The 25,474-nt window shown below is 63.2% G+C and carries 26 protein-coding genes and 1 pseudogene; 14 read left to right on the forward strand and 13 right to left on the reverse strand.

Features of this window, described 5'->3' with window-relative positions; genetic code table 11:
• The first annotated feature begins 381 nt into the window (after positions 1-381).
• The 3 genes from NLY42_RS09010 to NLY42_RS09020 are packed head-to-tail and all read left to right on the forward strand — an operon-like array spanning position 382 to position 3,585.
• Complete coding sequence (locus NLY42_RS09010; RefSeq protein WP_023726098.1) at positions 382-1,251, forward strand: carbohydrate ABC transporter permease; 870 nt, start codon at positions 382-384, stop codon at positions 1,249-1,251.
• Positions 1,248-2,072: a carbohydrate ABC transporter permease gene (locus tag NLY42_RS09015; RefSeq protein WP_023755954.1), complete on the forward strand. Its 825-nt coding sequence runs from the start codon at positions 1,248-1,250 to the stop codon at positions 2,070-2,072. Before NLY42_RS09010 ends, NLY42_RS09015 begins: the two co-directional genes overlap by 4 nt.
• A gap of 25 nt (positions 2,073-2,097) precedes the next feature.
• Entirely contained in the window at positions 2,098-3,585 is a 1,488-nt protein-coding gene (locus NLY42_RS09020; RefSeq protein WP_023755953.1) for a M81 family metallopeptidase, read from the forward strand.
• A 147-nt stretch (positions 3,586-3,732) separates the two neighbouring features.
• Here the strand turns inward: NLY42_RS09020 and NLY42_RS09025 are convergent, their stop codons facing one another.
• The 6 genes from NLY42_RS09025 to NLY42_RS09050 form a co-directional block, all read right to left on the reverse strand.
• Positions 3,733-5,787 (reverse strand): M3 family metallopeptidase, encoded by a 2,055-nt coding sequence (locus tag NLY42_RS09025; RefSeq protein WP_023755952.1) that lies wholly within the window; start codon positions 5,785-5,787, stop codon positions 3,733-3,735.
• An 88-nt stretch (positions 5,788-5,875) separates the two neighbouring features.
• Positions 5,876-6,289 carry a hypothetical protein gene (locus tag NLY42_RS09030; protein ID WP_023755951.1) on the reverse strand — a complete coding sequence of 138 codons (414 nt, stop codon included), beginning with the start codon at positions 6,287-6,289 and terminating at the stop codon, positions 5,876-5,878.
• A 67-nt stretch (positions 6,290-6,356) separates the two neighbouring features.
• Positions 6,357-7,001 carry a carbonic anhydrase gene (locus NLY42_RS09035; RefSeq protein WP_023668613.1) on the reverse strand — a complete coding sequence of 215 codons (645 nt, stop codon included), beginning with the start codon at positions 6,999-7,001 and terminating at the stop codon, positions 6,357-6,359.
• A gap of 149 nt (positions 7,002-7,150) precedes the next feature.
• Positions 7,151-7,915 carry a DUF429 domain-containing protein gene (locus NLY42_RS09040; protein WP_023755950.1) on the reverse strand — a complete coding sequence of 255 codons (765 nt, stop codon included), beginning with the start codon at positions 7,913-7,915 and terminating at the stop codon, positions 7,151-7,153.
• The gene (gene pdxY / locus NLY42_RS09045) at positions 7,912-8,796 is read right to left on the reverse strand and encodes a pyridoxal kinase PdxY (RefSeq protein WP_023755949.1); all 885 of its coding nucleotides are present in this window, start codon (positions 8,794-8,796) and stop codon (positions 7,912-7,914) included. The genes NLY42_RS09040 and pdxY overlap by 4 nt, the downstream gene beginning before the upstream one ends.
• Before the next feature lie 133 nt (positions 8,797-8,929).
• Complete coding sequence (locus tag NLY42_RS09050; RefSeq protein WP_023755948.1) at positions 8,930-9,181, reverse strand: hypothetical protein; 252 nt, start codon at positions 9,179-9,181, stop codon at positions 8,930-8,932.
• A gap of 163 nt (positions 9,182-9,344) precedes the next feature.
• Here NLY42_RS09050 and NLY42_RS09055 point away from each other — a divergent pair, with 163 nt between their 5' ends.
• The 7 genes and pseudogenes from NLY42_RS09055 to ppa all read left to right on the forward strand — a co-directional run bounded on the left by NLY42_RS09055 (position 9,345) and on the right by ppa (position 14,395).
• A complete protein-coding gene (locus NLY42_RS09055; RefSeq protein ID WP_023755947.1) occupies positions 9,345-9,977 on the forward strand; it encodes a LemA family protein in 633 nt (210 codons plus the stop codon).
• A gap of 239 nt (positions 9,978-10,216) precedes the next feature.
• Positions 10,217-10,987 carry a TPM domain-containing protein gene (locus NLY42_RS09060; protein WP_198022225.1) on the forward strand — a complete coding sequence of 257 codons (771 nt, stop codon included), beginning with the start codon at positions 10,217-10,219 and terminating at the stop codon, positions 10,985-10,987.
• A gap of 49 nt (positions 10,988-11,036) precedes the next feature.
• A pseudogene (locus NLY42_RS09065) lies at positions 11,037-11,492 on the forward strand (TPM domain-containing protein); the annotation flags it as partial.
• Positions 11,493-11,527: 35 nt separating this feature from the next.
• Positions 11,528-12,418 (forward strand): TPM domain-containing protein, encoded by an 891-nt coding sequence (locus tag NLY42_RS09070; RefSeq protein WP_023681431.1) that lies wholly within the window; start codon positions 11,528-11,530, stop codon positions 12,416-12,418.
• A gap of 6 nt (positions 12,419-12,424) precedes the next feature.
• Positions 12,425-13,063 (forward strand): TPM domain-containing protein, encoded by a 639-nt coding sequence (locus NLY42_RS09075; protein WP_023755945.1) that lies wholly within the window; start codon positions 12,425-12,427, stop codon positions 13,061-13,063.
• Between the two features lie 168 nt (positions 13,064-13,231).
• Positions 13,232-13,738 carry a GNAT family N-acetyltransferase gene (locus NLY42_RS09080; RefSeq protein ID WP_023668622.1) on the forward strand — a complete coding sequence of 169 codons (507 nt, stop codon included), beginning with the start codon at positions 13,232-13,234 and terminating at the stop codon, positions 13,736-13,738.
• Positions 13,739-13,861: 123 nt separating this feature from the next.
• Complete coding sequence (ppa, locus tag NLY42_RS09085) at positions 13,862-14,395, forward strand: inorganic diphosphatase (protein ID WP_023668623.1); 534 nt, start codon at positions 13,862-13,864, stop codon at positions 14,393-14,395.
• A gap of 217 nt (positions 14,396-14,612) precedes the next feature.
• Here the strand turns inward: ppa and NLY42_RS09090 are convergent, their stop codons facing one another.
• Together NLY42_RS09090 and NLY42_RS09095 are read right to left on the reverse strand one after the other, a co-directional pair.
• The gene (locus NLY42_RS09090) at positions 14,613-15,209 is read right to left on the reverse strand and encodes a hypothetical protein (protein ID WP_023668624.1); all 597 of its coding nucleotides are present in this window, start codon (positions 15,207-15,209) and stop codon (positions 14,613-14,615) included.
• A gap of 255 nt (positions 15,210-15,464) precedes the next feature.
• Positions 15,465-16,082, reverse strand: a complete 618-nt coding sequence (locus NLY42_RS09095; RefSeq protein WP_023755944.1) for a TetR/AcrR family transcriptional regulator — start codon at positions 16,080-16,082, stop codon at positions 15,465-15,467.
• Positions 16,083-16,155: 73 nt separating this feature from the next.
• Here NLY42_RS09095 and NLY42_RS09100 point away from each other — a divergent pair, with 73 nt between their 5' ends.
• Complete coding sequence (locus NLY42_RS09100; RefSeq protein ID WP_023835196.1) at positions 16,156-17,439, forward strand: MFS transporter; 1,284 nt, start codon at positions 16,156-16,158, stop codon at positions 17,437-17,439.
• 260 nt (positions 17,440-17,699) lie between these two features.
• Positions 17,700-19,274, forward strand: a complete 1,575-nt coding sequence (locus NLY42_RS09105; protein WP_023700189.1) for an alkaline phosphatase D family protein — start codon at positions 17,700-17,702, stop codon at positions 19,272-19,274.
• A gap of 47 nt (positions 19,275-19,321) precedes the next feature.
• Here the strand turns inward: NLY42_RS09105 and NLY42_RS09110 are convergent, their stop codons facing one another.
• On the reverse strand, positions 19,322-19,654 hold the full coding sequence (locus NLY42_RS09110) for a hypothetical protein (protein WP_023681425.1): 333 nt from the start codon (positions 19,652-19,654) through the stop codon (positions 19,322-19,324).
• A 143-nt stretch (positions 19,655-19,797) separates the two neighbouring features.
• Between NLY42_RS09110 and typA the strand changes: the two genes are divergently transcribed.
• Positions 19,798-21,627 carry a translational GTPase TypA gene (typA, locus tag NLY42_RS09115; RefSeq protein WP_023755943.1) on the forward strand — a complete coding sequence of 610 codons (1,830 nt, stop codon included), beginning with the start codon at positions 19,798-19,800 and terminating at the stop codon, positions 21,625-21,627.
• A gap of 55 nt (positions 21,628-21,682) precedes the next feature.
• Here typA and NLY42_RS09120 read toward each other — a convergent pair whose 3' ends face one another.
• Both NLY42_RS09120 and NLY42_RS09125 read right to left on the reverse strand, forming a co-directional pair.
• Entirely contained in the window at positions 21,683-22,312 is a 630-nt protein-coding gene (locus NLY42_RS09120; RefSeq protein ID WP_023700190.1) for a DUF1062 domain-containing protein, read from the reverse strand.
• Between the two features lie 339 nt (positions 22,313-22,651).
• Positions 22,652-23,686, reverse strand: a complete 1,035-nt coding sequence (locus NLY42_RS09125; protein WP_023700191.1) for an L-idonate 5-dehydrogenase — start codon at positions 23,684-23,686, stop codon at positions 22,652-22,654.
• Positions 23,687-23,825: 139 nt separating this feature from the next.
• Between NLY42_RS09125 and NLY42_RS09130 the strand changes: the two genes are divergently transcribed.
• Positions 23,826-24,440, forward strand: a complete 615-nt coding sequence (locus NLY42_RS09130) for a LysE family translocator (RefSeq protein ID WP_023668632.1) — start codon at positions 23,826-23,828, stop codon at positions 24,438-24,440.
• A gap of 25 nt (positions 24,441-24,465) precedes the next feature.
• On the opposite strand, the gene NLY42_RS09135 is transcribed toward NLY42_RS09130, so the two are convergent.
• Both NLY42_RS09135 and NLY42_RS09140 read right to left on the reverse strand, forming a co-directional pair.
• Positions 24,466-24,906: a hypothetical protein gene (locus NLY42_RS09135; protein ID WP_023700192.1), complete on the reverse strand. Its 441-nt coding sequence runs from the start codon at positions 24,904-24,906 to the stop codon at positions 24,466-24,468.
• Between the two features lie 3 nt (positions 24,907-24,909).
• Positions 24,910-25,473, reverse strand: coding sequence for a peroxidase-related enzyme (locus tag NLY42_RS09140; RefSeq protein ID WP_023755942.1), 564 nt, complete (start codon positions 25,471-25,473; stop codon positions 24,910-24,912).
• Position 25,474: the final 1 nt, after the last annotated feature.

A 25,474-nucleotide genomic window follows, 5' to 3' on the forward strand; every position in this document is an offset into this window, starting at 1 on the left:
CCACACTTTCCTCTCCCTCCGGAGGGGGAGAGGTGGCTCGGCGAAGCCGAGACGGAGTGGGGGAACCACCTGGCAACCGCCGCGATGGACATAGGAAGGGCAATAGGGGCAAACATCACCTCGCCTTGCGCCCCAAGGGTCGACATCCACTCCGTCGACCCCCACTCCGTCGAGCTTCGCTCGACACCTCTCCCCCGATCAACGGGGGAGAGGAAGGGCTCCCTTCCGCAACCGCTGCGGAGGATGGGCAGGCAGGTGAGGGGCAGCGCAAACGTCCGCAGGAGATTCAAACCCTGAAGCGCTGCCTTAGACCGATATGCGAGATTGATCCGAGCTGGCGGGCCAGCGCCACTTATGTCCAACACGGTACGAATCCGGCCGATGCAAAATCGTTACCTGCCCTATTTATTGACCTTGCCCAGCCTGTTTCTGGCCGCAGTCGTCATCTTCTGGCCGGTCTGGGACCTGATCCAGATATCGACGCATGATGTCAGCCGTTTTGGGCAGCTGCGGGACTTCAACGATTTCGCCAATTATTCCGCCTTCCTCGCCGATCCCGATTTCCTGGCGGCACTCTGGCGCACCGGCCTGTGGACCGTGCTGGTGGTCGGCGGCGCGCTGCTGTTGTCCGTCCCCGTGGCGATGATCCTCAATACCGATTTCTACGGCCGCGGCATTGCCCGCGTCATCATCATGCTGCCCTGGGCGGTGTCGCTGACGATGACGGCGGTGGTCTGGCGCTGGGCGCTCAACGGCGAAAGCGGGATGCTGAACTCGGCGCTGATCGGGCTTGGCCTGATCCATGAGAACATCCAGTGGCTGGCGCGCGCCGAGACGGCATTCCCGATGCAGGTGCTGATCGGCATATTGGTGACGGTACCGTTCACCACGACCATCTTCCTCGGCGGCCTGTCGTCGATCCCCGACGACCTCTACGAGGCGGCGGCCCTGGAGGGGGCGACGCCACTGCAGCAGTTTCGCGAGATCACCTTTCCGCTGCTGAAGCCGTTCATCAACATCGCCATCGTGCTCAACACCATCTACGTCTTCAATTCCTTCCCGATCATCTGGGTGATGACGCAGGGCGGGCCGGCCAACTCGACCGACATCCTGGTCACCCATCTCTACAAGCTGGCCTTCCGCATCGGCAAACTGGGGGAAGCATCGGCAGTGTCGCTGCTGATGTTCGCCATCCTTTTGATCTTCACCATGATCTATGTGCGCCTCGCCATGCGGGAGCAACGCGCATGACGCCCAAGCTGAAGCGCACGATCATTGCCTGGCTGCTGCTTTCGCCGCTGCTCGTGGTGACGATCTTTCCGTTTGCCGTGATGTTTTTGACCGCGGTCAAGCCAAGGCAGGAGGTGCTGTCGCCGACCTGGTGGCCAAGCGAATTCGACTGGTCGAATTTTGCCGACATGTGGTCGGCGACCGGCTTTGGCCAGGCGCTGGCCAATTCGCTCTATGTCTCTGTTATCGCCACCGTCGGCGCCATCCTGATCTCGGTGCCGGCCGCCTATGCCATGTCGCGGTTTCGCTTTGCCGGCTATGGCGCCTTCCGCCAGTTCCTGCTGATCTCGCAGATGATCTCGCCGATCGTGCTGGTGCTCGGCCTGTTCCGGCTGATGGCGGCCTGGGGTCTGATCGAATCCACGACCGCGCTCGGCGTCATCTACATGGCTTTCAACGTCGCCTTCACCGTGTGGATGCTGCAAAGCTATTTCGACACCATCCCGCGCGATCTCGAGGAAGCAGCGTGGATGGAAGGCGCCGGCCGATGGCTGACCTTGCGAAAAGTGTTTCTGCCGCTTTGCCTGCCGGCAATAGCGGTGACCGCCATCTTCACCTTCATCAACGCATGGAATGAGTTCGTCGTCGCGCTCACAATGCTGCGCAGCCAGGAAAGTTACACGCTGCCGATCCAGGTGTTCTCGCTGGTCGCCGGCCGCTACACGATCGAATGGCACCATGTAATGGCGGCGACGCTGCTGGCGACGCTGCCGGTGGCGATTCTGTTCATCTGGCTGCAGCGCTATCTCGTCCGCGGGCTGGCGCTCGGGGCGGTCAAATAACGGCGCCATTCACAACGGAGCTTTCATGCGCATCTTCACCGCCTCGCTGGCGACCGAAACCAACACCTTCTCGCCGGTGCCGACCGACCGGGCGTCGTTCGAGATGGCGTTCTATGCCGGGCCGGGCAAGCATCCAGACACGCCGACCTTGTGCTCCTCGCCGATGGTCGCGCTGCGCCGGCGTGCGGCTGCCGAAGGGCTGACCGTCATCGAAGGCACCGCCACCTGGGCGGAGCCGGGCGGGCTGGTGCAGCGGCAGACCTATGAGGCGTTGCGCGACGAGATTCTCGGCCAGTTGAAGGCAGCCTTGCCGGTCGACGCCGTCATCCTCGGCCTGCACGGCGCCATGGTGGCGCAAGGCTATGACGATTGCGAAGGCGATCTGCTGGAACGGGTTCGCGCAATCGTCGGGCCCGACGTGGTGATCGCGGTCGAGCTCGACCCGCACAGTCATCTGACCCCAAAGCGCGTCGCGGCATGCAATGTCATGGCCTATTTCCTCGAATTCCCGCACACCGACTTCTATGAGCGCGGCGAACATGTCGTCGAGCTTGGATTGGCGGCGGCGCGTGACGAGATCAAGCCGGTGATCTCGACGTTCGACTGCCGCATGATCCAGGTGCTGCCGACCAGCCGCGAGCCGATGCGCTCCTTCGTCGACCGCATCAAGGCGCTGCACGGCAAGGACGGCGTGCTGTCGGTCTCGGTCATCCATGGCTTCATGGCCGCGGACGTGCCGGAAATGGGCACGCGCATCCTGGTCGTCACTGACAATGACAAGGCCAAGGGCGATGCGCTGGCGGAGAGGCTAGGGCACGAGCTTTACGCCATCCGCGAAAGGACGGCGATGACGATGCTGAACGCCGAGGACGGCATCGCGCGGGCACTGGCCGTGCGCAAGGAAAATCCCGGCAAGCCGGTTGTGATTGCCGACATCTGGGACAATCCCGGCGGTGGCGTCGCCGGCGACGGTACGGTCGTGCTGCGCGCCATGCTGGAACAGGGCGTGAACAATTTTGGCGTGGCGACGATCTGGGACCCGATTGCTGTCACATTTTGCCAGGCGGCAGGCGAAGGCGCCGTCATCGACCTGCGCTTCGGCGGCAAGGCCGGGCCGCTGGCCGGCGAACCGATCGATGCGCGCGTCAAGGTGTTGAAAGCCGTCCCCGAGGGCTGGCAGAGCTTCGGGCCAAGCCGGGTGACGCTCGGGCCGACGGCGCTGGTGCGCATCGAAGGCACCGAAATCGACATCATCCTCAACACCAACCGCACGCAGACCTTCGAGCCGGATATTTTCTCGAACATTGGCATCGATCCGTTGTCGAAGGACATATTGCTGATCAAGTCGACCAACCATTTCTACGCCGGCTTTGAACCGATCGCGGCGGAGATTATTTATGTCTCGGCGCCGAGTTCGTATCCGAGCAACCCGGCGGTGACGGATTACAGGAAGCTGACGCGGCCGGTGTGGCCACGGGTGGCGGATCCTTGGCGCGGTGATCGCCCCGCTTGAGGGGGAGATGTCGCCAAAGGCGACAGAGGGGGTCCTCGCGCGTGAAGCGCCGACCTTCATCTGCCGCAGCGGGTCGAGCCCAGTCGGGCCGACCCCCTCTGGCCGCTTTGCGGCCATCTCCTCCTCGAGGGGGGAGATAAGCCGGCGCTACACCAATCCCCGCTTCACCATCATCGCCTCAGGCGAAGGCATCTTGCCGCGGAACGCCGTGTACAATTCCTCCGGATCCTTCGACCCGCCGGCGGCATAGATATTCTTCCGAAGCCGCTCCGCCAGCGCCGGGTTGAAGGGATCGCCGGTCTCCTCGAAGGCGGCGAAGGCGTCGGCGTCGAGCACTTCGGACCACATGTAGGAATAGTAGCCGGCTGAATAACCGTCGCCGGAGAAGATATGGCCGAAATGCGGGGTGCGATGACGCATGGCGATGGTGTCGGGCATATCAAGCTTTTCCAGCGTTTCGGCTTCGAAACGCAGCGGTTCCGCCGGCGCATCCGGCCGCGCGTGATACGCCATGTCGATCAGCGCCGACGCTGTGAACTCGACCGTGGCGAAACCGGCACCGAACGTGCGGGCGGCCAGCATCTTGTCGAGCAGCGACTTCGGCATCGGCTTGCCGGTCTTGACATGCAGCGCATGCTTTTCCAGCACCGCGGGCACCGTCAGCCAGTGCTCGTAGAGCTGCGAAGGCAGTTCGACGAAATCGCGGGAAACCGAGGTGCCCGCCACCGACGGCCAGGTGACGTCGGTCAGCATGCCGTGCAAAGCATGGCCGAATTCGTGGAACAGGGTCTTGGCCTCATCGACCGACAGCAACGCCGCTTCCCCCGCCGGCGGCTTGGCGAAGTTCATGACGTTGTAGATCACCGGCTTTGAGCCATCCCCAAGCTTGTAGCCAGACTTCAGCGCGCTCATCCAGGCGCCAGAACGCTTCGAGGATCGGGCGAAATAGTCGGCGAGGAACAGGCCGCGCTCGCTGCCATCGGCGTTCTTCACCACGAAGACGCGCGCGTCGGGATGCCAGGCGGCGATGCCCTTCTTCTCCTCGAAAGTGATGCCGAACAGTTTGGTGGCGACGTCGAAGCAGGCGTCGATGATGCGGTCGAGCTGCAGATAGGGTTTCAGCTCCGCCTCGTCGAAGGCGAATTTTTCGGCGCGCAATTTCTCCTGGTAGAAGCGCCAGTCCCAGGCGGCGAATTTTTCGTTGCTGCCTGCCTTGGTCGCCAGCCGCTCCAGCTCCTTCTGGTCGGCGCCGGCCTTCTCCAGCGCTTTCTCCCAGACCGGGTCGAGGAGGTCGTGCACCGCCTTCGGCGTCTTGGCCATGGTGTCGTCGAGCTTCAGCGCGGCGAACGAGGCATAGCCGAGCAGCCTGGCCTTTTCGGCGCGCAATTTCAGCATGTCGCGCACCACTGCGGTGTTGTCGCTGGCGCCGCCATTCTGGCCGCGCATGGTGAAGGCGCGGAAAGCGGTCTCGCGCAGATCGCGGCGTTCAGAAAAGGTCGTGAACGGCTCATAAATCGAGCGCGACAAGGTGACGGCGTAGCGGCCCTTCTGGCCGCGCGTCTCGGCGGCTTCGGCCATCGAACTCTTCACGAAGTCCGGCAGGCCCGCAAGATCAGCCTCGTCGAGGAAAAGCGCCCAGTCGCGCTCGTCGGCCAGCACGTTCTGGCCGAAGGTCGTGCCGAGCGAGGACAGCTCCTCGCTGATGTTGGCCAGCCGCTTCTTGCCGTCGGCGTCGAGTTTTGCGCCCGATCGCACAAAGCCTTTCCAGGTCTTCTCCAGCACCCGCAGCGTCTCGACGTCGAGTTTTAGCGTCTCCCGGCGCTGGTAGAGGTCGTCGATGCGGGCAAACAGTTTCTCGTTCATCGAGATCGCCGAGAAATGCCGCGACATCTTCGGCGAGATCTCACGCTCCAGCGCCTGGATCGCATCGTTGGTGTGGGCGCCGGCCCGGCACCAGAAGATCGACGAGACATGGTCGAGCGGCTCACCGGCGAGCTCGAGGGCTGCCAGCGTATTCTCGATGGTCGGCGCATCCTTGTTGCCGGCGATCGCATCGATTTCGGCCTCATGTGCCTTCAGCGCCGCGTCGAACACCGAGGAGAAATCGTCGTCGCCGATGCTGGCAAAATCCGGCAGGCCGAGCGGCCCTTGCCATTTGGTCAGCGGATGGGCGGCGAGATCGACGGTTTTCGTGGACGGCATGGGGGATCTTTCGATGATTGGCGGAGCTTGCTGACCGATGTAGGGCGATGACTGGCGCGGCGCAACAGCGCGGCCGTTCAAGCCCGCGTCAGAAGCCGTCGCAATTTTCCGCGATCGCCGCTTGCGAACTGGCGGTGATGCGGTTGCCGGTGACGGCGAACGTTTCCTGCATCAGCATGTCATTGTTGGGGAAATCATAGCAGGCGATGACAGTGGTGACGCCGGCCTCGCGCTTTTCGACGCGATGCCGGATTGCGGCGCCGGCGACCGCGCCCTTCCATTCGTCGATCGACGCGATGAACTCCTGCTTCGACTGCACGACGCCGAGATCGTCGAGCTTGATGCGGACATCGTCGGCGAGCAGGTCCGACAATTCGGTGCGATCGGCGACCAGCAGCGCCGAATACCAGCGGTCGATAATGGCGCCGTCATCGGAGCGGGCAGGGACGAGCGAAATCAGCAGCGCCGCTACGGCGAAAGCGATCGCAGGCCAAACCCGCATTCTTCCCTCCTCTTATTTGACCATGCCCTTATCCGAAAACCGGTTCCCACTTTTCGGGATCATGGGTCTACGTCAAATCCGGCCGCTCGAAGTCGCCAGTGTCCTTGTTCATCACCCAGAGCTCGCCTGTCGAGATGTCGAACCAGGCGCCATGCAGCGACAGCCGCCCCTTGCCTTCGAGGATGGAGACGCAAGGGAAGGTCCTGAGATTGGCGATCGAATAGCGGATGGAAATCCGCTCCAGCGCCGTCTGCCGTTCGGTTGTCGTCATGAACGTGCTGGACGAAACGGTTTCGGCCGCCGGCGCGATCAGGCTCATCCATTTGCCGATGAAGTCGCCGGGCGACAGCGGCGCCGAATTGGTGTCGAGCGCGGCGCGGATGCCGCCGCAGCGGCCATGGCCCATCACCACGATGTTTTTCACCTTCAGGCTCTGCACGGCGAATTCGAGCGCGGCCGAGGTCGAGTGGAACTCGCCGTCCGGCGCATAGGGCGGCACCAGATTGCCGACATTGCGCAGGACGAACAGTTCGCCCGGACCGGCGTCGAAGATCGCCTCGGGGGCAGAGCGGGAATCGCAGCAGGCAACGATCATGGTTTCGGGCGCCTGCCCTTCGCGGGCGAGCTCGCGATAGCGTCCGCTCTCGGTGAGATAGCGGCCATTCATGAAGTTGCGGTAGCCGGTCCAAAGATGTTCGGGGAGATGGGGCATGGGCTAGGGATGAAGCCTTTCGGGGTTAGCGACGGCAGCTCATTTCAAGTTAGAAAGGCTCTAACGGCAAATGCCCGTCGCGGGCAATGCCGAATTGCGGATGGCTTCGTCGCAAATCGCCATGCCGCACGCATGGCTCGCCGCTTGCCTCACGCCCAGATCGCCAGGGGAATGCCCAAACGGTCGGCAAGCGGCGGGTCGGGAAACGGCTTTGCCTCGCCGCCGGCGATGCGCCCGGCCATCAGCATCATCACCGCTGCGTCGAGGAAATCGTCGGCGGCAGCACCGCGTGGCGGCGGCTGGTCGAGGAAAGCTCTGGTATAGCCGTGCCGGCAGAGCAGTGCCTTGCGCTCTTCCATCCCGGCAGGATTGACTGCGCCCTTGATCTTCTTCGGCAGCGTCATCGGTTTTTCGCCGTTCAGCCGGCAGAAGGCCACTTCGGGGTGCGATTCGAAGACGCGGCGGCGCAGTTGCGGACGTGCGATCAGCAGCGCGTCGATCTCGCGTATCTTGGCAAAGATGCCGAAGGCCTGGATCGAGACGCCGCGTGGCGGATCGGAGGTCGCCTTGGCCACCTCGCTGGCGCGCCGATGCGCCTCATACCAGGCCTCGACCGTGGTGAAGTCGCTGATGTCGGCGTAGAGGGCCGCGCGGGACGGGATAGAGAAGACGCTGGATTGCCGTGCTCCGAGCATTGGCCGTACCAAGGTCTCCGGCCCGCGCCCGCCTCTTTGCGAGACGGCCGGCAGGCCGATCGGCATGTCGACGGCCACTGTCGCATCGGCGGGCAAGGTGTCGAGCAGGGCCGCAAAGCTGGGAAAGACGCGGACTGACGGCGCGGCATCCAGATCGCGGCGGACGGCGATCCAGCCGGCCTTGCAGCCGTCGGCGCCGACGACCACGGTCGAGATCACGCCCGGCGGTCCCGCCCCGGATGCGTGAGGTGGCGCAGCTGCACCATCGCCATCGGATGCGACAGGCTCTGGGCATCGGTTTCAAGCTGCAGCTCGTCGCCGCCACGCTTGGCGGTTCGCGCCAGGATTTCGTAGACGGCGGCGGTGGTCGATTGCAGCGCCTTGATCGGCGGCTGCCCCGACAGGATGCGGGCGAGGTAGACGGCCGCAGTCAGGTCGCCGAGGCCATTCGGCGGCTTGTCGATGAGGCGGTGTTCGGCCAGCAGCGCCTGGGTGCCGTCAAGCAGCAGATTGCCGGTGCCGCCGGTCATCATCGACTGTGCCGACGTCACCAGCATTGTTGACGGTCCGGCATGGAGGGCGGCCGAGATCACCGATTTCAGATCGGGCAAGGGCGCGTCGGCCATCCACTCCAGCTCATAGCGGTTGGGGGTGGCGATGTCGGCGATCGGCATCAGTCGATCACGCATGGCGGCGGCCGTCGGCTCGGGCACATAGAGCCCGCCGGAATCGCCCATCACCGGATCGCATATATAGATCGCGTCCGGCGTCTTGGCCTTGACCGCCGCAACCAGCGAGGCGACGGCCTCGGCCTGGCCGGCCTCGCCAAGATAGCCCGACAGCACCGCGCCGACCTCACCCAGCCAGGGCGCGCGCTCGAGATCGGCCATCAGCGCCTTGAACTGGTCGAGCGGCGGCACGATGCGCGTGGCGCGGCCATGGCCCGGATGCCAGGGCAAGATGACCGTCGGTACCGCCCACACGGGAAAGCCCAGCGTCTCCAGCGCAAACACGGCGGCGCGGTTGCCGACCGAGCCGCGGGCGACATGGCTGGAAATGACGATGACCGCGCGCGGCGCGTCGGCTTTTTCGCGGTTCATGGAAAATCCTAGATACGGATAATTTTTCGTTGAATCGTCATCCTGATCTATCTCTTTGGTTGGAGCATGATCTCCGGACAAAACGGTTCCCGTTTGTCCGAGAAAACCGGTTCCCACTTTTCAGGATCATGCTCTAGCTGCCCCGGGAGACGTAGTACACGAGCCAGATCAAAAGGCCGAGGGCGACGATGAGCCCAAGTGCGCGACCGATGCGGGTGCCCCAGACCTCGATCGGATCGGATCGGTCGACCTCCGCTGCGGTAACATGATCGCGCGCGCCTTTCGTTGCCCGTGACACCAGCGATGCGCCGCCAAGGCCGCCCTCGTTCGCCACGCGCTCGATAATGCGGCGCGATTCGCTGTCATCGTCGTGGCGTTCCGCCATGATCCTGTCCTGTTTGCCGGCAACCATACCGTGTTCGCGCGATCAATCACAGGGCCTCGCCAGCGCATGAATGCGCGCCAGGAATGCGCGCCAGCGGCAGACATTTTCTTGAGCGCGGATTGTGCTAATGCTTCGCATGCAACTTCTGTCGAGGGACCTCACCATGTTTGCCCAGCGCCTTGCCTTCCCTTTCCGCAGTCTGCCGGCCGTGCTGATGTTGGCCGTCGTGCTGCCTCTGCTCGCCGGCTGCGGCTTCAACACCATCCCGACGGCGGAGGAAAACGCCAAGGCGGCATGGAGCGAGGTGCTGAACCAGTATCAGCGTCGGTCCGACCTCATTCCCAATTTGGTCGAGACGGTGAAGGGCTATGCCTCGCATGAAAAGGACACGCTCGATGCGGTGGTCGAAGCGCGCGCCAAGGCGACGCAGATCACGGTGACGCCGGAAACGCTGAAGGACCCCGAAGCGCTCAAGAAGTTCCAGGATGCGCAATCAGGGCTGACCAGCGCGCTGTCGCGGCTGATCGCGGTGTCGGAGGCCTATCCCGACCTCAAGGCCAACCAGAATTTCCTGGCGCTGCAGGCGCAACTCGAAGGCACCGAGAACCGTATCGCCGTGGCGCGGCGCGACTACATCCTGGCGGTCAAGGATTACAATCTGACGCTGAGGACCTTTCCGTCGGTGCTATGGGCAACCTTCTGGTTCCGCAGCAACGAGCCCTTCGCCAACTTCACCGTCGAAGAAGACAAGATGCAGCCGCCGAAGGTCGATTTCGGCACGAAGCAGGGCGGGTGATGACGTCTGGGTGAGCTTGGCCTTTGCCAGCCTTGCGTTCCTTCACACCCCCCTCTGTCCTGCCGGACATCTCCCCCTCAAGGGGGGAGATCAGCTGTCTTCTGTCCTTGCGCCAAATATCAGCGTTGCCGGCTGAGCGTCGGCAGCGAGATTGCCAATCTCCCCCCTCGAGGGGGAGATGTCCGGCAGGACAGAGGGGGACGCGAAGGAACGCCAACCTTGGTGTTCTTCTCGCCTTTCTGGCCGTCTTCCTGCCCCTCACCGCCTTCGCCGCCGACCTCCCCGCGCTGACCGGCCGCGTCGTCGACAATGCCGGGATCATCGATGCAGGCACCAAAGCCGCGCTCACCCAGAAACTCGCCGACTTCGAGACCAGAGGCTCCGACCAGATCGTCGTCGCAACCATCCCCAGCCTCGACGGCGAGGAGATTGAGCCTTACGCCAACCGACTGTTCCGCTTCTGGAAGCTCGGCCAGGCCAAGGAAAACAACGGCGTGCTGCTGCTGGTGGCGCCGAACGACCGCAAGATGCGCATCGAGGTCGGCTATGGGCTGGAAGGCACGCTGACCGATTTGCACACCAAGCTGATCATCGAAAACGACATGGTGCCGGCGTTCCGCGCCGGCGATTTCTCCGGGGGCATTTCCAAGGCCGTCGACGACATGGTGATGGTGCTGGAAGGCAATCCGGAGGAATTGGAGGCGCGCGGCGAGCGCAACCAGAAGCCGCCCATCAATACCGACAATCTGTTCTTCGGCGTCTTCATCAGCATCTGGGCAATCATGTTCTTCGGCAGCATGGCCGCCTCCATCCTGCCGCCGATCTTCGGCCAAAAACTCGGTCCCGGCCGCTATCGCTGGCTCGGCATGACATTCGAGCCGCACAAGCGGTCATCCAGCGGCGGCTGGTCTTCGGGCGGGGGCGGCTGGTCGTCGGGTTCAAGCGGTGGTGGCGGCTTTTCCGGCGGCGGCGGTTCGTCCGGCGGCGGCGGCTCCTCGGGAAGCTGGTGACGAGATGACAACACGCATCGCCAATCCCTGGCATGGCCGCTTCGCCACGATGACCGGCGCTGCCTTGCTGGTCTTGCTCGTCAGCTTCGCGGCGCTGGCGGCGGAACTGCCCGCCCTCACCGGTCGTGTCGTCGACAATGCAGGCATCATCGATGCCGCGACCGAGGCGGCGCTCACCCAAAGACTGGCCGATTTCGAGACCAAAGGCTCCGACCAGATCGTCGTCGCGACGGTTCCCAGCCTCGACGGCGAGGAGATCGAGCCTTACGCCACCCGGCTGTTCAACGCTTGGAAGCTCGGCCAGAAGGCCAAGAACAATGGCGTGCTTCTGCTGGTGGCCGTGAACGACCGCAAGATGCGCATCGAGGTCGGCTACGGGCTGGAAGCCACGCTCACCAACCAGCACGCCACACGGATCATTGAAGGCATGGTGCCGGCCTTCCGCGCCGGGGATTTCTCCGGCGGTATTTCCAAAGCGGTCGACGACATGATCATGGTGATTGAGGACAGTCATGGTGGTTGAGGGGAACTGGTGACGGCATGACAGTACGCGTCTTCAATCCGCCAAGACCTGGCCGCGCAGCCGCGACGATCGGCATCGCGCTGTTGACGATGCTCACCATGCTGTTTGTAGCTTTGGCGGCAGACCTGCCGGCACTCACCGGGCGGGTGGTCGACAATGCCGGTATTATCGACGCCGCGACCAAGGCGGCACTGACGCAGAAGCTCGCGGATTTCGAGACCAAAGGCTCCGACCAGATCGTCGTCGCCACGATCAACAGCCTCGACGGCGAGGAGATCGAACCCTACGCCAACCGGCTGTTCCGCTTTTGGAAACTCGGGCAGGCCGGCGAAAACAACGGCGTGCTTCTGCTGGTGGCCAAGAACGACCACAAGATGCGCATCGAGGTCGGCTACGGGCTGGAAGGCACGCTGACCGACCTGCACACCAAACTGATCATCGAAAACGACATGGTGCCGGCGTTCCGCGCCGGTGATTTCTCCGGCGGCATTTCCAAGGCCGTCGACGACATGGTCATGGTGCTGGAAGGCAACCCGGAAGAGCTGGAGGCGCGCGGCAAGCGCAACCCGGCCGACCGCAGCACGCCCATCGATCCCGTCGTCGCGGTCTTCCTGATCCTGTGGGCGGCGATGTTCTTCGGCGGCCTGGCGATGGCCTTCCTGCCGCCGATCTTCGGCACCAAGCTGTCGCCGGGCGTGTATAAATGGCTGGGCATGACCTTTCGCTACGGCCAGGGGCCGAGCGGATCGTCCTCGGGCTCCAGCAGCTGGACAACAAGTTCGTCGTCGGGCAGCGGATGGTCATCGGGAAGTTCGGGCAGCAGCTGGTCTTCGGGCTCAAGCAGCGGCGGCGGGTTTTCAGGCGGCGGCGGTTCGTCTGGCGGTGGCGGGTCTTCAGGGAGCTGGTGAGAGAAGATGGCAACACGACCGATCAGCCCACAGGACCATGAGCGCATCGCCACCGCGATCCGCGCGGCCGAGGCCAAAACCGACGGCGAGATCTACTGCGTCGTTGCGCATGCCAGCGACGGCTATTTCTTTCCCGCCGCCTTCATGGCGACATCAGGCATGCTGATTGCCAGCCTCGCCGTCGCCTATGGGCTGGAAGCCTGGTGGCTGTCGATCCGGCTGCCGCATTTCGTCATTGTCCAACTGCTGGCACTGGCCTCGGTGTTGGTGCTTTTGTGGGCGCTGCCGGGCTTGCGCATCCATCTGGTGCCGCGCCGGCAGCGTTATCAGGCGGCACATGACAATGCGCTCAGGCAGTTCCTCGCCCGCAATGTCCACCGCACCACGGCGCGCACCGGCGTGTTGGTCTTCGTGTCGATCGCCGAGCGTTATGCCGAAGTGGTCGCCGATTCGGGCATCGACAGCAAGGTCGGCCAGCATGTCTGGGACGGCGTGGTGCGCGATCTCCTGCAGCATGCCGGTCACGACCGGCTCGCCGACGGCTTCGTCAAGGCGATCGGGCAGGTCGGCGCGGTGCTGGCCGAGCATTTCCCGGTGACGTTGGGCGATGCCAATGAACTGGACGATCATCTCGTCGAGATCTGAAAAGCCAGCACGCGCTACCCGGACGGACGCCTGACCGCGCCGGCTGGGTGCGTTTTCCAGGCAGGCTTTGCCCATTGTCAGCAGTGTCGCGATCGGCTGTGAGAAAGCGGTCGGCGGGCTGACCTCGACTCTTGCAAATGGCCGATGCGGGTTTATGGTTAACAAATCATGAATACGCTGAGCATCGACATCAGGAAAGCCGAACCGCGCGACGCTGGCGCCATTGCGGACGTGCACCAGCAGGCTTGGGAGGGCGCCTATTCCGGCATCATCCCGCATCGCTCGCTGACCTCGATGATCAACCGCCGCGGCGCCGACTGGTGGGCCAACGCCATCCGCCGCGCCGCCACCGTTCTGGTGGTCGAGATCGGCGGCACCATCGCCGGCTATGCCACGATCGGCAAGAACCGCGCCCGCGAGCTGAAGCAACAGGGCGAAATCTACGAACTTTACCTGCGTCCGGAATATCAAGGCATCGGGCTCGGCAGCCGGCTGTTCAAGGCGGCGCGGGCGCGGCTTGCCGACCACGGGCTGAAGGGAATGGTGGTGTGGGCGCTGGAAGACAACCAGAACGCACTTTCCTTCTATGCCGGCGCGGGTGGCCGTGACGTCGCCGAAGGCGTCGAGATTTTCGAGCAGAGGGCGCTCAAGAAGGTCGCCTTCGTCTGGGAATGACCGGCTTCGGTTACAAATCATCATAAACCGTGCGCTTCCGTTAGCGCTTCGCACCAATCGCCGCATTGCACCATGCTGCGCCGCCCGCTATCGATCTTGGACATCGAGAGAGGGATTTAAGCCATGCGAATCGAAGCCATTGCCATCGGAAAGAACCCGCCCGAGGACATCAACGTCATCATCGAGGTGCCGATCGGCGGCGAGCCGATCAAGTACGAGATGGACAAGGAGGCCGGCACGCTGTTCGTCGACCGTTTCCTGCACACCTCGATGCGCTACCCCGGCAATTACGGTTTCGTGCCGCACACGCTGTCGGGCGACGGCGACCCGATCGACGTGCTGGTCTGCAACACGCGCGCGCTGGTGCCGGGCTGCGTCATCAATGTGCGACCGATCGGCGTGCTGGTGATGGAAGACAATGCCGGCCAGGACGAGAAGGTCATTGCCGTGCCGTCGCCGAAGCTGACGCTGCGCTACGAAAACGTCACCGAATACACGCAGCTGCCCGAGATCACCCGCGACCAGGTCCAGCACTTCTTCGAGCACTACAAGGATCTCGAGCCCGGCAAATGGGTCAAGATCGAAGGCTGGCACGATTCCAAATACGCCAAGAAGATGATCGTCGACGCGATCGCACGGGCGAAGGCGGCAAAGTAGCGCCGAGAGAGGCCTGCGTCTCGTTCAAGTAAGCGGCAAACGCCAGCGCGAGGCACCCCCCTCTGGCCTGCCGGCCATCTCCCCCTCAAGGGGGGAGTCGCAACGGCTTTCGTCAATTTTCAGCGCCGAAAGAAAAGCGCCGCCAGCGAAGCTGCCAATCTCCCCCCTTGAGGGGGAGATGCCCGGCAGGGCAGAGGGGTGCCTTGCACCCACGTGACTAGTTATCCACCCGACCAAACGCCGGCACGTTGCCGATGAGGGTGTGCTTGTCCTTGCCACAGGCGAAACTCTTCGCCTTTTCGTCGGCCAGCTTGCGCGCCTGGTCATTGGCCTGCGGGTTGCCGGTGGCCAGCACGAGGCCGATGGTGCAGCCGTCGCGGGCTTCCATCTGGGCGACCTTGGCGACGAGCAGCACTTCGGTCGGCTTGTTCTCGTCCTCGGGATTGCTGATCGAGCGGCGGTGGATGACGGCAAAGGGAACGGCAACGTCGCCCTTGGTCTCGATGCGCCACTCGACCTTGGCGCCGGACGAGTTGAAGCCGGAAAAGCTCTCCCAGACCGAGGTCATGTCGCCGCCGGGCGGAAATCCGTAGAACAGCGATTCACGGGCGTCGTCATAGGCGATCAGCACGGGATAGCCACGATAGCCGGAGCAGGCGAGTTCGGCCCATTCGCCGTCGCCTTCCTGCGCCTGCGCATAGGTGACGCAGTCCTTTTGCGAGTCGAGGTCGGTGTAGACGCTTGATATGCCGTCGGCATGGGCGGTTTGGGATAGGGCGGCGAGGGCGAATGGAACAAGCAGCAGGGTTCGCATGCGGACGTCTCCCGTGAAGTTCGCCCCAGCCTATCGCCAAATCTGCGGCCGGCCTAGCGTGCCAATCTCAACGTTGGCGCCGCCCAAATCGCCCTGCCGGGCAATTCTCCCCCTGAACGGGAGAAAGTGGCCGGCTGCGCCGCTGGCGACAACCTTGCAACGCTGGCAATTGGCGAAATCGTGATGAGAGCGTTCCTCGCCCCATTTCCGGGAAAGGATGCCGGCAGGTGAGGGGCGGCGCCAACGTTCGAAATGTTATTTCTTCAAGCTCGCCTCGATCAGCAGGTCGGCGTTGTGGGCGACCGCTGCCGCCGGGCCTCCGAGGCCGAAGAGCTGGCCACTGATATAGGCGCCTTCGATCAACAGCAGCAGGCCGTCGCCGAGCGTGTCAGGGTCTTTAGCGCCCATCGCTGCGGCCATCGCGCGCAGGCGGTGGCGCAACTCCTGCTTGTTGGCCTCGCTGACGACGCGCGCCGGATGGCCATGTTCGGGATATTCCACCGCCGCGTTGGTCATGCCGCAGCCGCGATAGTCCGGCCTTTGCGTGCGCTTGCCGACGCGAGTCAGGAAAGCCCTGAGCTGTGCCCGTGGGTCGCCGGGATGGGCAGCCACGGCTTCGTCGAAACGCTCCCAATACTCACGGTCATATTGCCTGAGATAGGAAGCGGCGAGCTCGTCCTTGGAGGGAAAGCTGCGGTAGAGGCTGGGCTTGGTGACGCCGGCGCGCTTGACGATCTCGTCGACGCCGATCGCCCGGATGCCGCGGCGGTAGAACAGGTCGTAGGCCACGTCGAGGATTTTCTTGGCAGCCTTGGGCGGTGCGGCTGCATGACCGTCCTTGATGGTCAGTTCAATCTTTTTGTCCGTTGGCATGGTATGACTCGATTGACGTGTTACCGATCGGTACGTATACATGTCCTCACCCTGCAACGTACCGGTCAGTAACATGATAGCTCAATCCCGTCCCTTTGGCCAGCGCTACGCTTTCGTCGTGGTTGGCGTCATCTTCCTCTGCCTGTTGATCGCGGCCGGGCTTCGTTCCGCACCCTCGGTGATGATGCTGCCGTTGGATAAAAGCTTCGGCTGGGGGCGCGATACGGTTTCGATTGCCGCCGCGATCGGCATCTTCCTTTACGGCCTGACCGGGCCGTTTGCCGCCGCATTGATGGAGCGTATCGGCTTGCGCCGCACGCTGCTTGCCTCGCTTGTGATCATGTCGGGCTCGACCGCGCTCAGCCTGCTGATGACCGAGCCATGGCACCTGTTCCTCACCTGGGGCGTGTTTTCCGGCATCGGCTCCGGCGCGGTCGCCACCGTGCTCGGCGCCACCATCGTCAACCGCTGGTTCAAGACCAATCGCGGCTTGGTGATGGGGCTGATGTCGGCCTCCAGCGCCACCGGCCTCTTGGTGTTCCTGCCGCTGCTGGCATCGCTCGCCCAGTCGGGCGGCTGGCAGCCCGTCGCTACCGCCGTCTCGATCGCCACCGCCTGTCTTCTGCCGCTGGTCTGGCTGTTGGTTCCGGAGCGTCCCGCTTCGATCGGCATGGTGCGCTATGGCGCCGGGGCCGATGACGTGCCGCCGGTATCGCCGGCATCGCAAGGCAATTTCCTGGCGCATACGCTCAACACGCTGCGCCGCGCTGCCGGCACCCGCGTCTTCTGGTATCTGTTCGCCACCTTCTTCATCTGCGGCTTCACCACCAACGGGCTGGTCGGCACGCATCTGATCTCCTTCTGCGGCGATATGGGCATCCCCGAGGTACAGGCCGCGGGCCTGCTGTCGCTTATGGGCATTTTCGACCTGATCGGGACGACGCTCTCGGGCTGGCTCACCGACCGTTTCGACCCGCGCAAGCTGCTCGGCGTCTACTACGGCATTCGCGGTCTGGCGCTGATCTATCTGCCCTATTCCGGCTTCTCGGCGACCAGCCTGATCATCTTCGCGGTGCTCTACGGTCTCGACTGGATCGCCACCGTGCCGCCGACGCTCAGGCTCGCCAACGAGGCCTTCGGTGACCGCAGCGGCCCGATCGTGTTCGGCTGGATCGTAGCCGGCCACCAAGTCGGCGCCGCCACCGCCGCCGCCTTCGGCGGCACCATGCGCGAATTGCAGGGCAATTACGAACTGGCTTTCCTGATCGCCGGCATGACGGCGATCGTGGCTGCGTGTCTGTCGCTGCTGATCAATACGAGCAGGCCGGCTTTCGATCCGGAGCCGCAAGCGGCGTAAGGCGCGGTACTAATCTCCCCCCTCAGGGGGGAGATGGCCGCGAAGCGGCCAGAGGGGGTCCGTGCGACCGGACTCAGCCTCTTGCGCAGAGGTCGGCGCTCCAAGCGAGGCGACCCCCTTCTGTCGCCTTCGGCGACATCTCCCCCCTCAAGGGCGGAGATCACCTGTCGATTGTTATCAAAGTTTCATCTTCCCGAGATGTGGCTGAAACATTGAAGCTGGAGCTTGCTGGCACCGTTCGAAGCCATCAGGAGACCGCCATGAACAAGATCTCGTTGACCCGCCGCGCTTTCGTCACCTCTGCCAGCGCCGCCGGTCTGCTCGGCGCATCGGGGCTCGCTTTGCCCTATTATTCGCGCGCCAGCCAGCGCCCGGCCTTCACCCATGGCGTCCAGTCCGGCGATGTCGATGCCTCGAGCGGCATGGTGTGGACGCGCACCGACCGGCCTTCGCGCGTCATGTTCGAAGTGTCGTCGACGGAAAACTTCGCCAATGCGACGCGGCTGGCGCCGCTCGATACCTCGCCGGCCAGCGACTTCACGGTCAAGCGCCTGCTTACCGACCTCGCCTCCGACCAGGATATCTTCTACCGGATGACTGCCGCCGACCTGTCGGATATCAACGCCGTTTCCGAACCGATCGTCGGCCGTTTCCGCACAGCACCCGCCTCGAAGCGCGACATAAAATTCGCCTGGTCGGGCGACACGGCCGGCCAGGGCTGGGGAATCGATGAGACCGGCATGAAAACCTACGCCACCATCGCCAGGCACACGCCGGATTTCTTCCTGCATTCCGGCGACACCATCTATGCCGATGGCGCCATGAAGGACGAGGTAGACCTGCCTGGCGGCGGCAAGTGGAAAAACGTCGTCCTGATCGACGGCAAGCGCAAGGTGGCCGAGACGCTGGATGAGTACCGCGACCAGTGGAAATACAACATGATGGACAAAAACGTTCTGGCCTTGAGCGCCATCTGCCCGACCTTCTACCAGTGGGACGATCACGAGGTGCTGAACAACTGGTCGGATTCGAAGAATCTCGGCGCCGACAGCCGCTACACCGAAAAATCCATCCATGTGCTCGCGGCGCGTGCGGCGCGCGCCTTCCATGAGATGACGACGATCCGCTACGAGCCGTCCGAGCCCGGCCGCGTCTACCGCAAGATCGCGCATGGGCCGCTGCTCGACGTGTTCTTCCTCGACATGCGCTCCTATCGCGGCCCGAACGGCCCCGACATGCAGGAGGACATGACGCCGCAGTCACGCATGCTGGGCGAACAGCAGACGAAATGGCTGAAGCGCGAGCTGACGAATTCCAGGGCGACCTGGAAGATCATTGCCGCCGACATGCCGCTCGGCCTCGTCGTCTGGGACGACGGCGCCAAGAAGGTCGGCGCGGAAGCCATCAGCAATGGCGACAATGGCCTGCCCAAAGGCCGCGAGCTCGAGATCGCCGACCTGTTGCGCTACATCAAGACTGCCGGCATCACCAACACGGTCTGGTTGACCGCCGATGTCCACTACACAGCGGCGCACTATTACAACCCCGACAAGGCGCGGTTCCAGGATTTCAATCCTTTCTGGGAATTCGTCTCGGGCCCGATCCACGCCGGTACCTTCGGTCCCAATGATTTCGACATGACCTTCGGCCCGGAGCTGAAATTCATCAAGGCGCCGACCACCGAACAGGGCCAGAACCTGCCACCCTCGGCCGGCCTGCAGTTCTTTGGCCTGGTGGACATTTCAGGGGCGACAGAGCAGCTGACCGTGCGGCTGATGGATCGCGACGACATCGAGCTTTACAAGGTGACGCTCGATCCGGTGCGGTCGGCGTAAGCCTTTGGGTCGGTGCGAAGGATCGCTATGCCTGGAATGGGCAGCCGTCAGTCCGGGTAGCAAACCGTCGGAATCTTCGGCCACACCGCGCTGTCGCAGCCTGCAACCTGCTGCCTCTGCTTGAAAGAGGCGCTGACCGGGCCGGTGACCACGGGGTCGACGCCATCAGGGGCGTCGGCAAACATCTGCTCGGCCGTCCGGTCGGACGACGAAGCCGGATTGGCTTCCTTCACCGTGGCGGCCGATTGAGCGGCATTGGCCGCCAGCACGGCAGCGAATGCGACCGAAGCGATGAGGGGCCAAAATCGGTTGAGTTTGTCGGTCATGAATTTCGAACTACCCGGGCCCAGAAAGGTTCCCGCCTTGGTTAACAAAACCATCTCACACCGAGATGCTTAAGATTTGATGAGTATTTGGTGGTGCGCCTCCTCTTTCGCAATTGCGAAAAACCCTGTATGAGCCGCGCAACCGAAAGAGGCGGCGCCCTTTGGCCTGCTGCCTGCAACGCTCCCGAGACCACAAAATGAAAATTCGTAATATCGCGATCATCGCGCACGTCGACCATGGAAAAACCACCCTCGTCGACCAATTGCTGCGGCAATCCGGTTCCTTCCGCGACAATCAGCGCGTCGCCGAGCGCGCCATGGATTCCAACGACCTCGAAAAGGAACGCGGCATCACCATCCTGGCCAAGGCGACCTCGGTCGACTGGAAGGACACCCGCATCAACATCGTAGACACCCCCGGCCACGCCGATTTCGGCGGTGAGGTCGAGCGCATCCTGTCGATGGTGGATTCGGCGATCGTGCTGGTCGACGCCGCCGAAGGCCCGATGCCGCAGACCAAGTTCGTCGTCGGCAAGGCGCTCAAGGTCGGCCTGAAGCCGATCGTCGTCATCAACAAGATCGACCGTCCGGACGCCCGCCACGTCGAAGTGGTCAACGAGGTGTTCGACCTGTTTGCAGCGCTTGACGCCACCGACGAGCAGCTCGACTTCCCGATCCTCTACGGTTCTGGCCGCGATGGCTGGGTCTCGGAAAATCCGGAAGGCTCGAAGGACCAGGGCCTGGCGCCGCTGTTCGACCTCGTCATCAAGCATGTGCCGGAGCCGACCGTTCATCCCGGCCCGTTCCGCATGATCGGCACCATCCTGGAAGCCAATCCATTCCTCGGCCGCATCATTACCGGCCGTATCGAGAGCGGCACGCTGAAGTCCAACCAGGCGGTCAAGGTGCTGCACCATGACGGCACGCAGATAGAAACCGGCCGCATCTCCAAGATCCTCGCTTTCCGTGGCCTCGAGCGCCAGCCGATCGAAGAGGCGCAGGCGGGTGACATCGTCGCCATTGCCGGCCTGTCCAAAGGCACCGTCGCCGACACGTTCTGCGACCTGGCGGTGACCGAGGCGTTGCATGCGCAACCGATCGATCCGCCGACCGTGACCATGTCTTTCCTGGTCAATGATTCGCCGCTCGCCGGCACTGAAGGCGACAAGGTGACCAGCCGCGTCATCCGCGACCGCCTGCTGCGAGAAGCCGAAGGCAATGTCGCGCTCAAGATCGAGGAATCGCCCGACAAGGATTCGTTCTTCGTTTCCGGCCGCGGCGAATTGCAGCTGGCCGTGCTGATCGAGACGATGCGCCGCGAAGGCTTTGAAATCGCCGTGTCGCGTCCGCGCGTCGTCATGCAGAAGGGCGAGAACGGTGAATTGCTGGAGCCGGTCGAGGAAGTCGTCATCGACGTCGACGAGGAGCACGCCGGCATCGTCGTGCAGAAGATGTCGGAGCGCAAGGCCGAGATGGTCGAGCTGCGGCCTTCGGGCGGCAACCGTCAGCGCATCGTCTTCCACGCGCCGACGCGCGGACTGATCGGCTACCAGTCGGAACTGTTGACCGACACGCGCGGCACCGCCGTGATGAACCGGCTGTTCCACGCCTACCAGCCCTACAAGGGCGAACTGCCGGGCCGCACCAACGGCGTGCTGATCTCCAACGAACAGGGCGAGGCAGTGGCCTATGCCATGTGGAACCTCGAAGACCGCGGCCCGATGGTCATCGACCCGGGCGTCAAGGTCTATCAGGGCATGATCATCGGCATCCATAGCCGTGACAACGACCTCGAAGTGAACGTGCTGAAGGGCAAGAAGCTGACCAACATCCGCGCCGCCGGCAAGGACGAGGCGGTGAAACTGACGCCGCCGATCCGCATGACGCTGGAGCGCGCGCTGGCCTGGATCCAGGACGACGAGCTGGTCGAGGTGACGCCGAAGACCATCCGCCTGCGCAAGCTCTATCTCGACCCGAACGAGCGCAAGCGCTTCGAGAAGTCGGCCAAGGTTGTGGGCGCGGCGTAATCGTCTGATTGTCTAAATTCGAGAGGGGCGAAGCACCGGTGCTTCGCCCCTCTTGTCATTCACCCACGGCAGCCGAAATGATGGCTTCACGATCCGGCTCGTCGGCCAGGTCAATGCGAATCGCCGTGCCGTCGCGGGCTGGCTTGCGCAAAGCTCTGGCGCCTTCGGGAACAACAACCAGCAGTCGTTTCTCCTCCAGCGCCTGAAGCCTTGATCGGGAGATGCCGAGTTCGCCGGCGAGCAGACGGTTGAGCCGCAGCGATGTCGGCATTTCCAGCCCAAGCCTGATTTCAAGCGCGGCTGCGGGTCGGCCTTCGCCGCCGAGCCGGTGTTTGTGAACGGCGACATCGGGAAACTCCTCGACGCGGCCGACCCGGTTTCGCAAAGCCACGACATCGAAGGCATGGCGGCGGGCGAGGGCCGGATCGTTGCTTTCGAGCGCTGCCAGCAGCGCGGGTTCGATGTCGCGGCGGTTGCAGCGTTCGAAAATGCCGAAATTCCACGAATTGTCGCAGTCGATGCAGCGATAGATCAGCCAGACATCAATGCGTTTGCCATTGGCGTTGACGCGGAATTTGTCGCTGCAGCGATAGGCTTTCACGGCGCCGCAGCGGTTGCAGTGGATCAGGGGTCGAGGTGCGATTTCGGGCGCGATTGCCCAGCGGATAGCGAGATGTTGGGACAAGCCGGAAGACCTTCCAGTGTGGAAGTTCTTCAGGTCGGCAATGGCGAGATGCCCATGCGGGCACGGCGTGGCGAGAGCTAGCTATGTCGGAAATCAGCTGTCACGGGCGGCAAAGCGCGCGACAACGGTTCAGCAGTGCCAAACCGGTCTCGAACCGCCGCCTGAGGAACACGTGAAATGGAGCAGGCACCGCTTAATGCGGCGCCCTGCCAAGTGTGATCAGGGAGTTGGCGAGACCGGCGGTTACTGAGGCAAAATGAAGCTCGAAATGAATGTCGGGACGGTTCTTCTAGCGGCAAGATGCCGAGCGGGCAAGGTTCATAGGGTGTCTCGCCCTGCTCAGGCGAAGGCGATCTGTACCTTCATCGATTTGTTGCGGTCGCCGGCGATCTCGAAAGCCGCAACCGCCTCGTCCATCGGATAGATGCCGGTCAGCAGCGGCTTGACGTCGACGCGACGGTTGTTGATCAGATCGACGGCCAGCGCGAACTCGTCGTGGAAACGGAAGGAGCCGCGCATTTCGATCTCCTTGGCGACGATGAGATTCTGAGGCAGCGACATGTCGCCGCCTAGGCCGAGCTGCACGAGCACCCCGCGCGGCTTCAGCACATCGAGCCCGGCTCGCACCGCGCGCTCATTGCCGGAGCATTCGAACATGACGTTGAAACTGCCCTTCTCGACATTGTAGCCAGCGAGCTTGTCGGCATCTGTGGCGACATTGATGGTGCGGTCGGCGCCGATCTCGTTGGCCTTGGCCAGAACCGCGTCCATGACATCGGTGACGACGATCTCGCGCGCGCCGTGGACGCGCGCGGCCAGGATGCACAGCGCGCCGATCGGCCCGCTGCCGGTGACCAGAACCCGCTTGCCGAGCAGCGAACCGGCGCGGTTCACGGCATGCAGCGTTACCGCGAACGGCTCGGCAAAGGCGGCTTCGTTGATGGAGACATGGTCGGCGATTTTGTGGCACTGCCAGGCCTCCGCGACGAGGCGCTGGCGGAAGGCGCCCTGTATATGCGGCATCGGCATGGCGCTGCCGTAGAAGCGCATGTTGAGGCACTGGTTCTGCATGCCCTGCAGGCAATAGCGGCAGGCATTGCAGGGCCGGCTGGGCGAAATCGCAACGCGGTCGCCGACGGCAAGGCTGGAAACGCCGGCGCCAAGTGCCTTCACCGTGCCAGCGACCTCATGTCCGAGGATCATCGGCTCGCGCAGGCGCACCACGCCGAAGCCGCCATGATTGTAGTAGTGCAGGTCCGAGCCGCAGATGCCGCCGGCCTCGACCGATATTTCGACCTGTCCGGCGCCAGGCGCGCCCGAATCGGTCTCTTCGATGCGCAGGTCTTTTGCGGCGTGGATGACGATTGATTTCACGGCCGCGATCCTTTCTCAAACCGCTGGCACGGGCAAGTCCGATCTCCGAAATGTGTCGCGTTCGTTGGCCCTCAGGCAGAGGGTGCCAAATTGACGCCGATCGGATATTCTTCGCCATCCAACGCTCGAAGGCTCCGTCATGCACCTCACCTCGCTCCTGATCTTCGCCGCCGCCTTGTTCGTCGCTGCCGGTTCGCCCGGCCCGTCGATCGCCGCACTTGTTGCCCGCGTCATCTCGAAAGGCTTTCGCGACGTGTTCCCTTTCCTGCTCGCCATGTGGATCGGCGAGGCCATCTGGCTGTCGCTGGCGGTGTTCGGGCTGGCGGTCGTGGCGCAGACCTTCCATTTAGCCTTCGTCGTCGTGAAATGGATCGGCGTCGCTTACCTCGCCTACCTCGCCTTCAAGATGTGGACCGCACCTGTCGACGCAAAAGAAGGCGAGATGCCGCGCGAGGATTCGGCGACAAAGCTGTTCTTTGCCGGCATGGCGGTGACGCTCGGCAATCCCAAGATCATGATGTTCTATCTGGCGCTGCTGCCGACGATCATCGACCTCGCTTCGGTGAGTGTCATCGGCTGGGTCGAACTGACGGCGACGATGGCGGTGGTTCTGATCGCCATCGATCTCGCCTGGGTCGTCGCGGCCTCACAGGCGCGCAAACTGTTGAAGAGCAAGCGTGCGATGAAGATCGCCAACCGCATCAGCGCCACGACGATGGCCGGCGCCGCCGCGGCCATCGCGGCGCGATCCTGACCGCCTTTCTATGGGAACCTCAAAGCTAGACTTTGTCCAATAGACCCATGCTATCAGACGTGCCAACTTTCCAGCCGGCGAAGCATCCCAAAACGCCACAGGCCGCGCATCGTACGCCAACATAAAGCCAGCGAACGCCGTCACGTTCCGGGTAGATGGAAAACCCGACGCCGATGTTTGCAGCTTCGGAGCCGCACTCGGTGCACGCCCATCGTTCCGGCTGGGCTTCGTCCCAAAATTCCGCACTGTCGCAGATAAGATGCTCGGATCCGCAGACCGTGCACGTTCGTCGCGCCACACCCTCGTCATCGTCGGCATCGAGGAGAAACGAGATGGAACCGCACTTGCAGCGGGCGAGCCTGAAGTCATGAACCTCGGCGTTGTCGGCGCCATAGGCTTCCAAGTATTCTCCGATGTCAGTGGGCTCGCTGCCAACCCACCACTTGCCTGACGTATCTATCGTCATTGGTCACCTCGCCATTGAGTGGTATTCGTCGTTCGGGCGCATGTCGATGGCCGCCGCCACGCGGTTCGACATGTTGAAGAAGGCGGCGGTCGAGGCGATGTCCCAGATGTCTCGGTTGGTGAAGCCGGCGTTGCGCAGTGCTTCCCTGTCCGCCTCGACGATCTTTGCCGGCTCTTCCGTCAGCTTGACGGCGAATTCGAGCATCGCCGTCTGTTTCGGTGAAAGATTGGCAGCGCGGAAGTTCATCACCATCATCTCGCCGAGAGCCGGATCGCCGGAGAGCTGGCGCACCGCCGCGCCATGCGCGGTCAGGCAATAATAGCAATGGTTGATCGAGGAGACGACGACCGCGATCATCTCCCGTTCCAGCTTCGACAGGCCGGATTCACCCAGCATCAGATCATTGTAGGTTTCGGTAAAGGCGCGCAGCTTCTTCTCGTCGAAGGCATAGGCAAGAAGCACGTTGGGAACCAGGCCGAGCTTTTCCTCGCATTTGGCGAAATAGGCTTTTGTCGCCTCGCTCAGTTCCGCGATACCCAAGTCAAGTGCGCTGATTTTGCCGGACATG

Origin of the sequence: Mesorhizobium sp. C372A, assembly GCF_030323245.1 — a bacterium.
GTDB lineage: Bacteria > Pseudomonadota > Alphaproteobacteria > Rhizobiales > Rhizobiaceae > Mesorhizobium.

Bases quoted from the DNA above. Each gene is read 5' to 3' on its own strand.
- NLY42_RS09140 (WP_023755942.1), bottom strand. From the start codon at position 25,473: ATGTCCGGCAAAATCAGCGCACTTGACTTGGGTATCGCGGAACTGAGC.
- NLY42_RS09070 (WP_023681431.1), top strand. From the start codon at position 11,528: ATGACAGTACGCGTCTTCAATCCGCCAAGACCTGGCCGCGCAGCCGCG.
- NLY42_RS09025 (WP_023755952.1), bottom strand. From the start codon at position 5,787: ATGCCGTCCACGAAAACCGTCGATCTCGCCGCCCATCCGCTGACCAAA.
- NLY42_RS09030 (WP_023755951.1), bottom strand. From the start codon at position 6,289: ATGCGGGTTTGGCCTGCGATCGCTTTCGCCGTAGCGGCGCTGCTGATT.
- NLY42_RS09050 (WP_023755948.1), bottom strand. From the start codon at position 9,181: ATGGCGGAACGCCACGACGATGACAGCGAATCGCGCCGCATTATCGAG.
- NLY42_RS09095 (WP_023755944.1), bottom strand. From the start codon at position 16,082: ATGCCAACGGACAAAAAGATTGAACTGACCATCAAGGACGGTCATGCA.
- NLY42_RS09080 (WP_023668622.1), top strand. From the start codon at position 13,232: ATGAATACGCTGAGCATCGACATCAGGAAAGCCGAACCGCGCGACGCT.
- NLY42_RS09075 (WP_023755945.1), top strand. From the start codon at position 12,425: ATGGCAACACGACCGATCAGCCCACAGGACCATGAGCGCATCGCCACC.
- NLY42_RS09100 (WP_023835196.1), top strand. From the start codon at position 16,156: ATGATAGCTCAATCCCGTCCCTTTGGCCAGCGCTACGCTTTCGTCGTG.
- NLY42_RS09015 (WP_023755954.1), top strand. From the start codon at position 1,248: ATGACGCCCAAGCTGAAGCGCACGATCATTGCCTGGCTGCTGCTTTCG.
- NLY42_RS09055 (WP_023755947.1), top strand. From the start codon at position 9,345: ATGTTTGCCCAGCGCCTTGCCTTCCCTTTCCGCAGTCTGCCGGCCGTG.
- NLY42_RS09110 (WP_023681425.1), bottom strand. From the start codon at position 19,654: ATGGTTTTGTTAACCAAGGCGGGAACCTTTCTGGGCCCGGGTAGTTCG.
- pdxY (WP_023755949.1), bottom strand. From the start codon at position 8,796: ATGAACCGCGAAAAAGCCGACGCGCCGCGCGCGGTCATCGTCATTTCC.
- NLY42_RS09035 (WP_023668613.1), bottom strand. From the start codon at position 7,001: ATGCCCCATCTCCCCGAACATCTTTGGACCGGCTACCGCAACTTCATG.
- NLY42_RS09020 (WP_023755953.1), top strand. From the start codon at position 2,098: ATGCGCATCTTCACCGCCTCGCTGGCGACCGAAACCAACACCTTCTCG.
- NLY42_RS09010 (WP_023726098.1), top strand. From the start codon at position 382: ATGCAAAATCGTTACCTGCCCTATTTATTGACCTTGCCCAGCCTGTTT.
- NLY42_RS09090 (WP_023668624.1), bottom strand. From the start codon at position 15,209: ATGCGAACCCTGCTGCTTGTTCCATTCGCCCTCGCCGCCCTATCCCAA.
- ppa (WP_023668623.1), top strand. From the start codon at position 13,862: ATGCGAATCGAAGCCATTGCCATCGGAAAGAACCCGCCCGAGGACATC.
- typA (WP_023755943.1), top strand. From the start codon at position 19,798: ATGAAAATTCGTAATATCGCGATCATCGCGCACGTCGACCATGGAAAA.
- NLY42_RS09105 (WP_023700189.1), top strand. From the start codon at position 17,700: ATGAACAAGATCTCGTTGACCCGCCGCGCTTTCGTCACCTCTGCCAGC.
- NLY42_RS09135 (WP_023700192.1), bottom strand. From the start codon at position 24,906: ATGACGATAGATACGTCAGGCAAGTGGTGGGTTGGCAGCGAGCCCACT.
- NLY42_RS09130 (WP_023668632.1), top strand. From the start codon at position 23,826: ATGCACCTCACCTCGCTCCTGATCTTCGCCGCCGCCTTGTTCGTCGCT.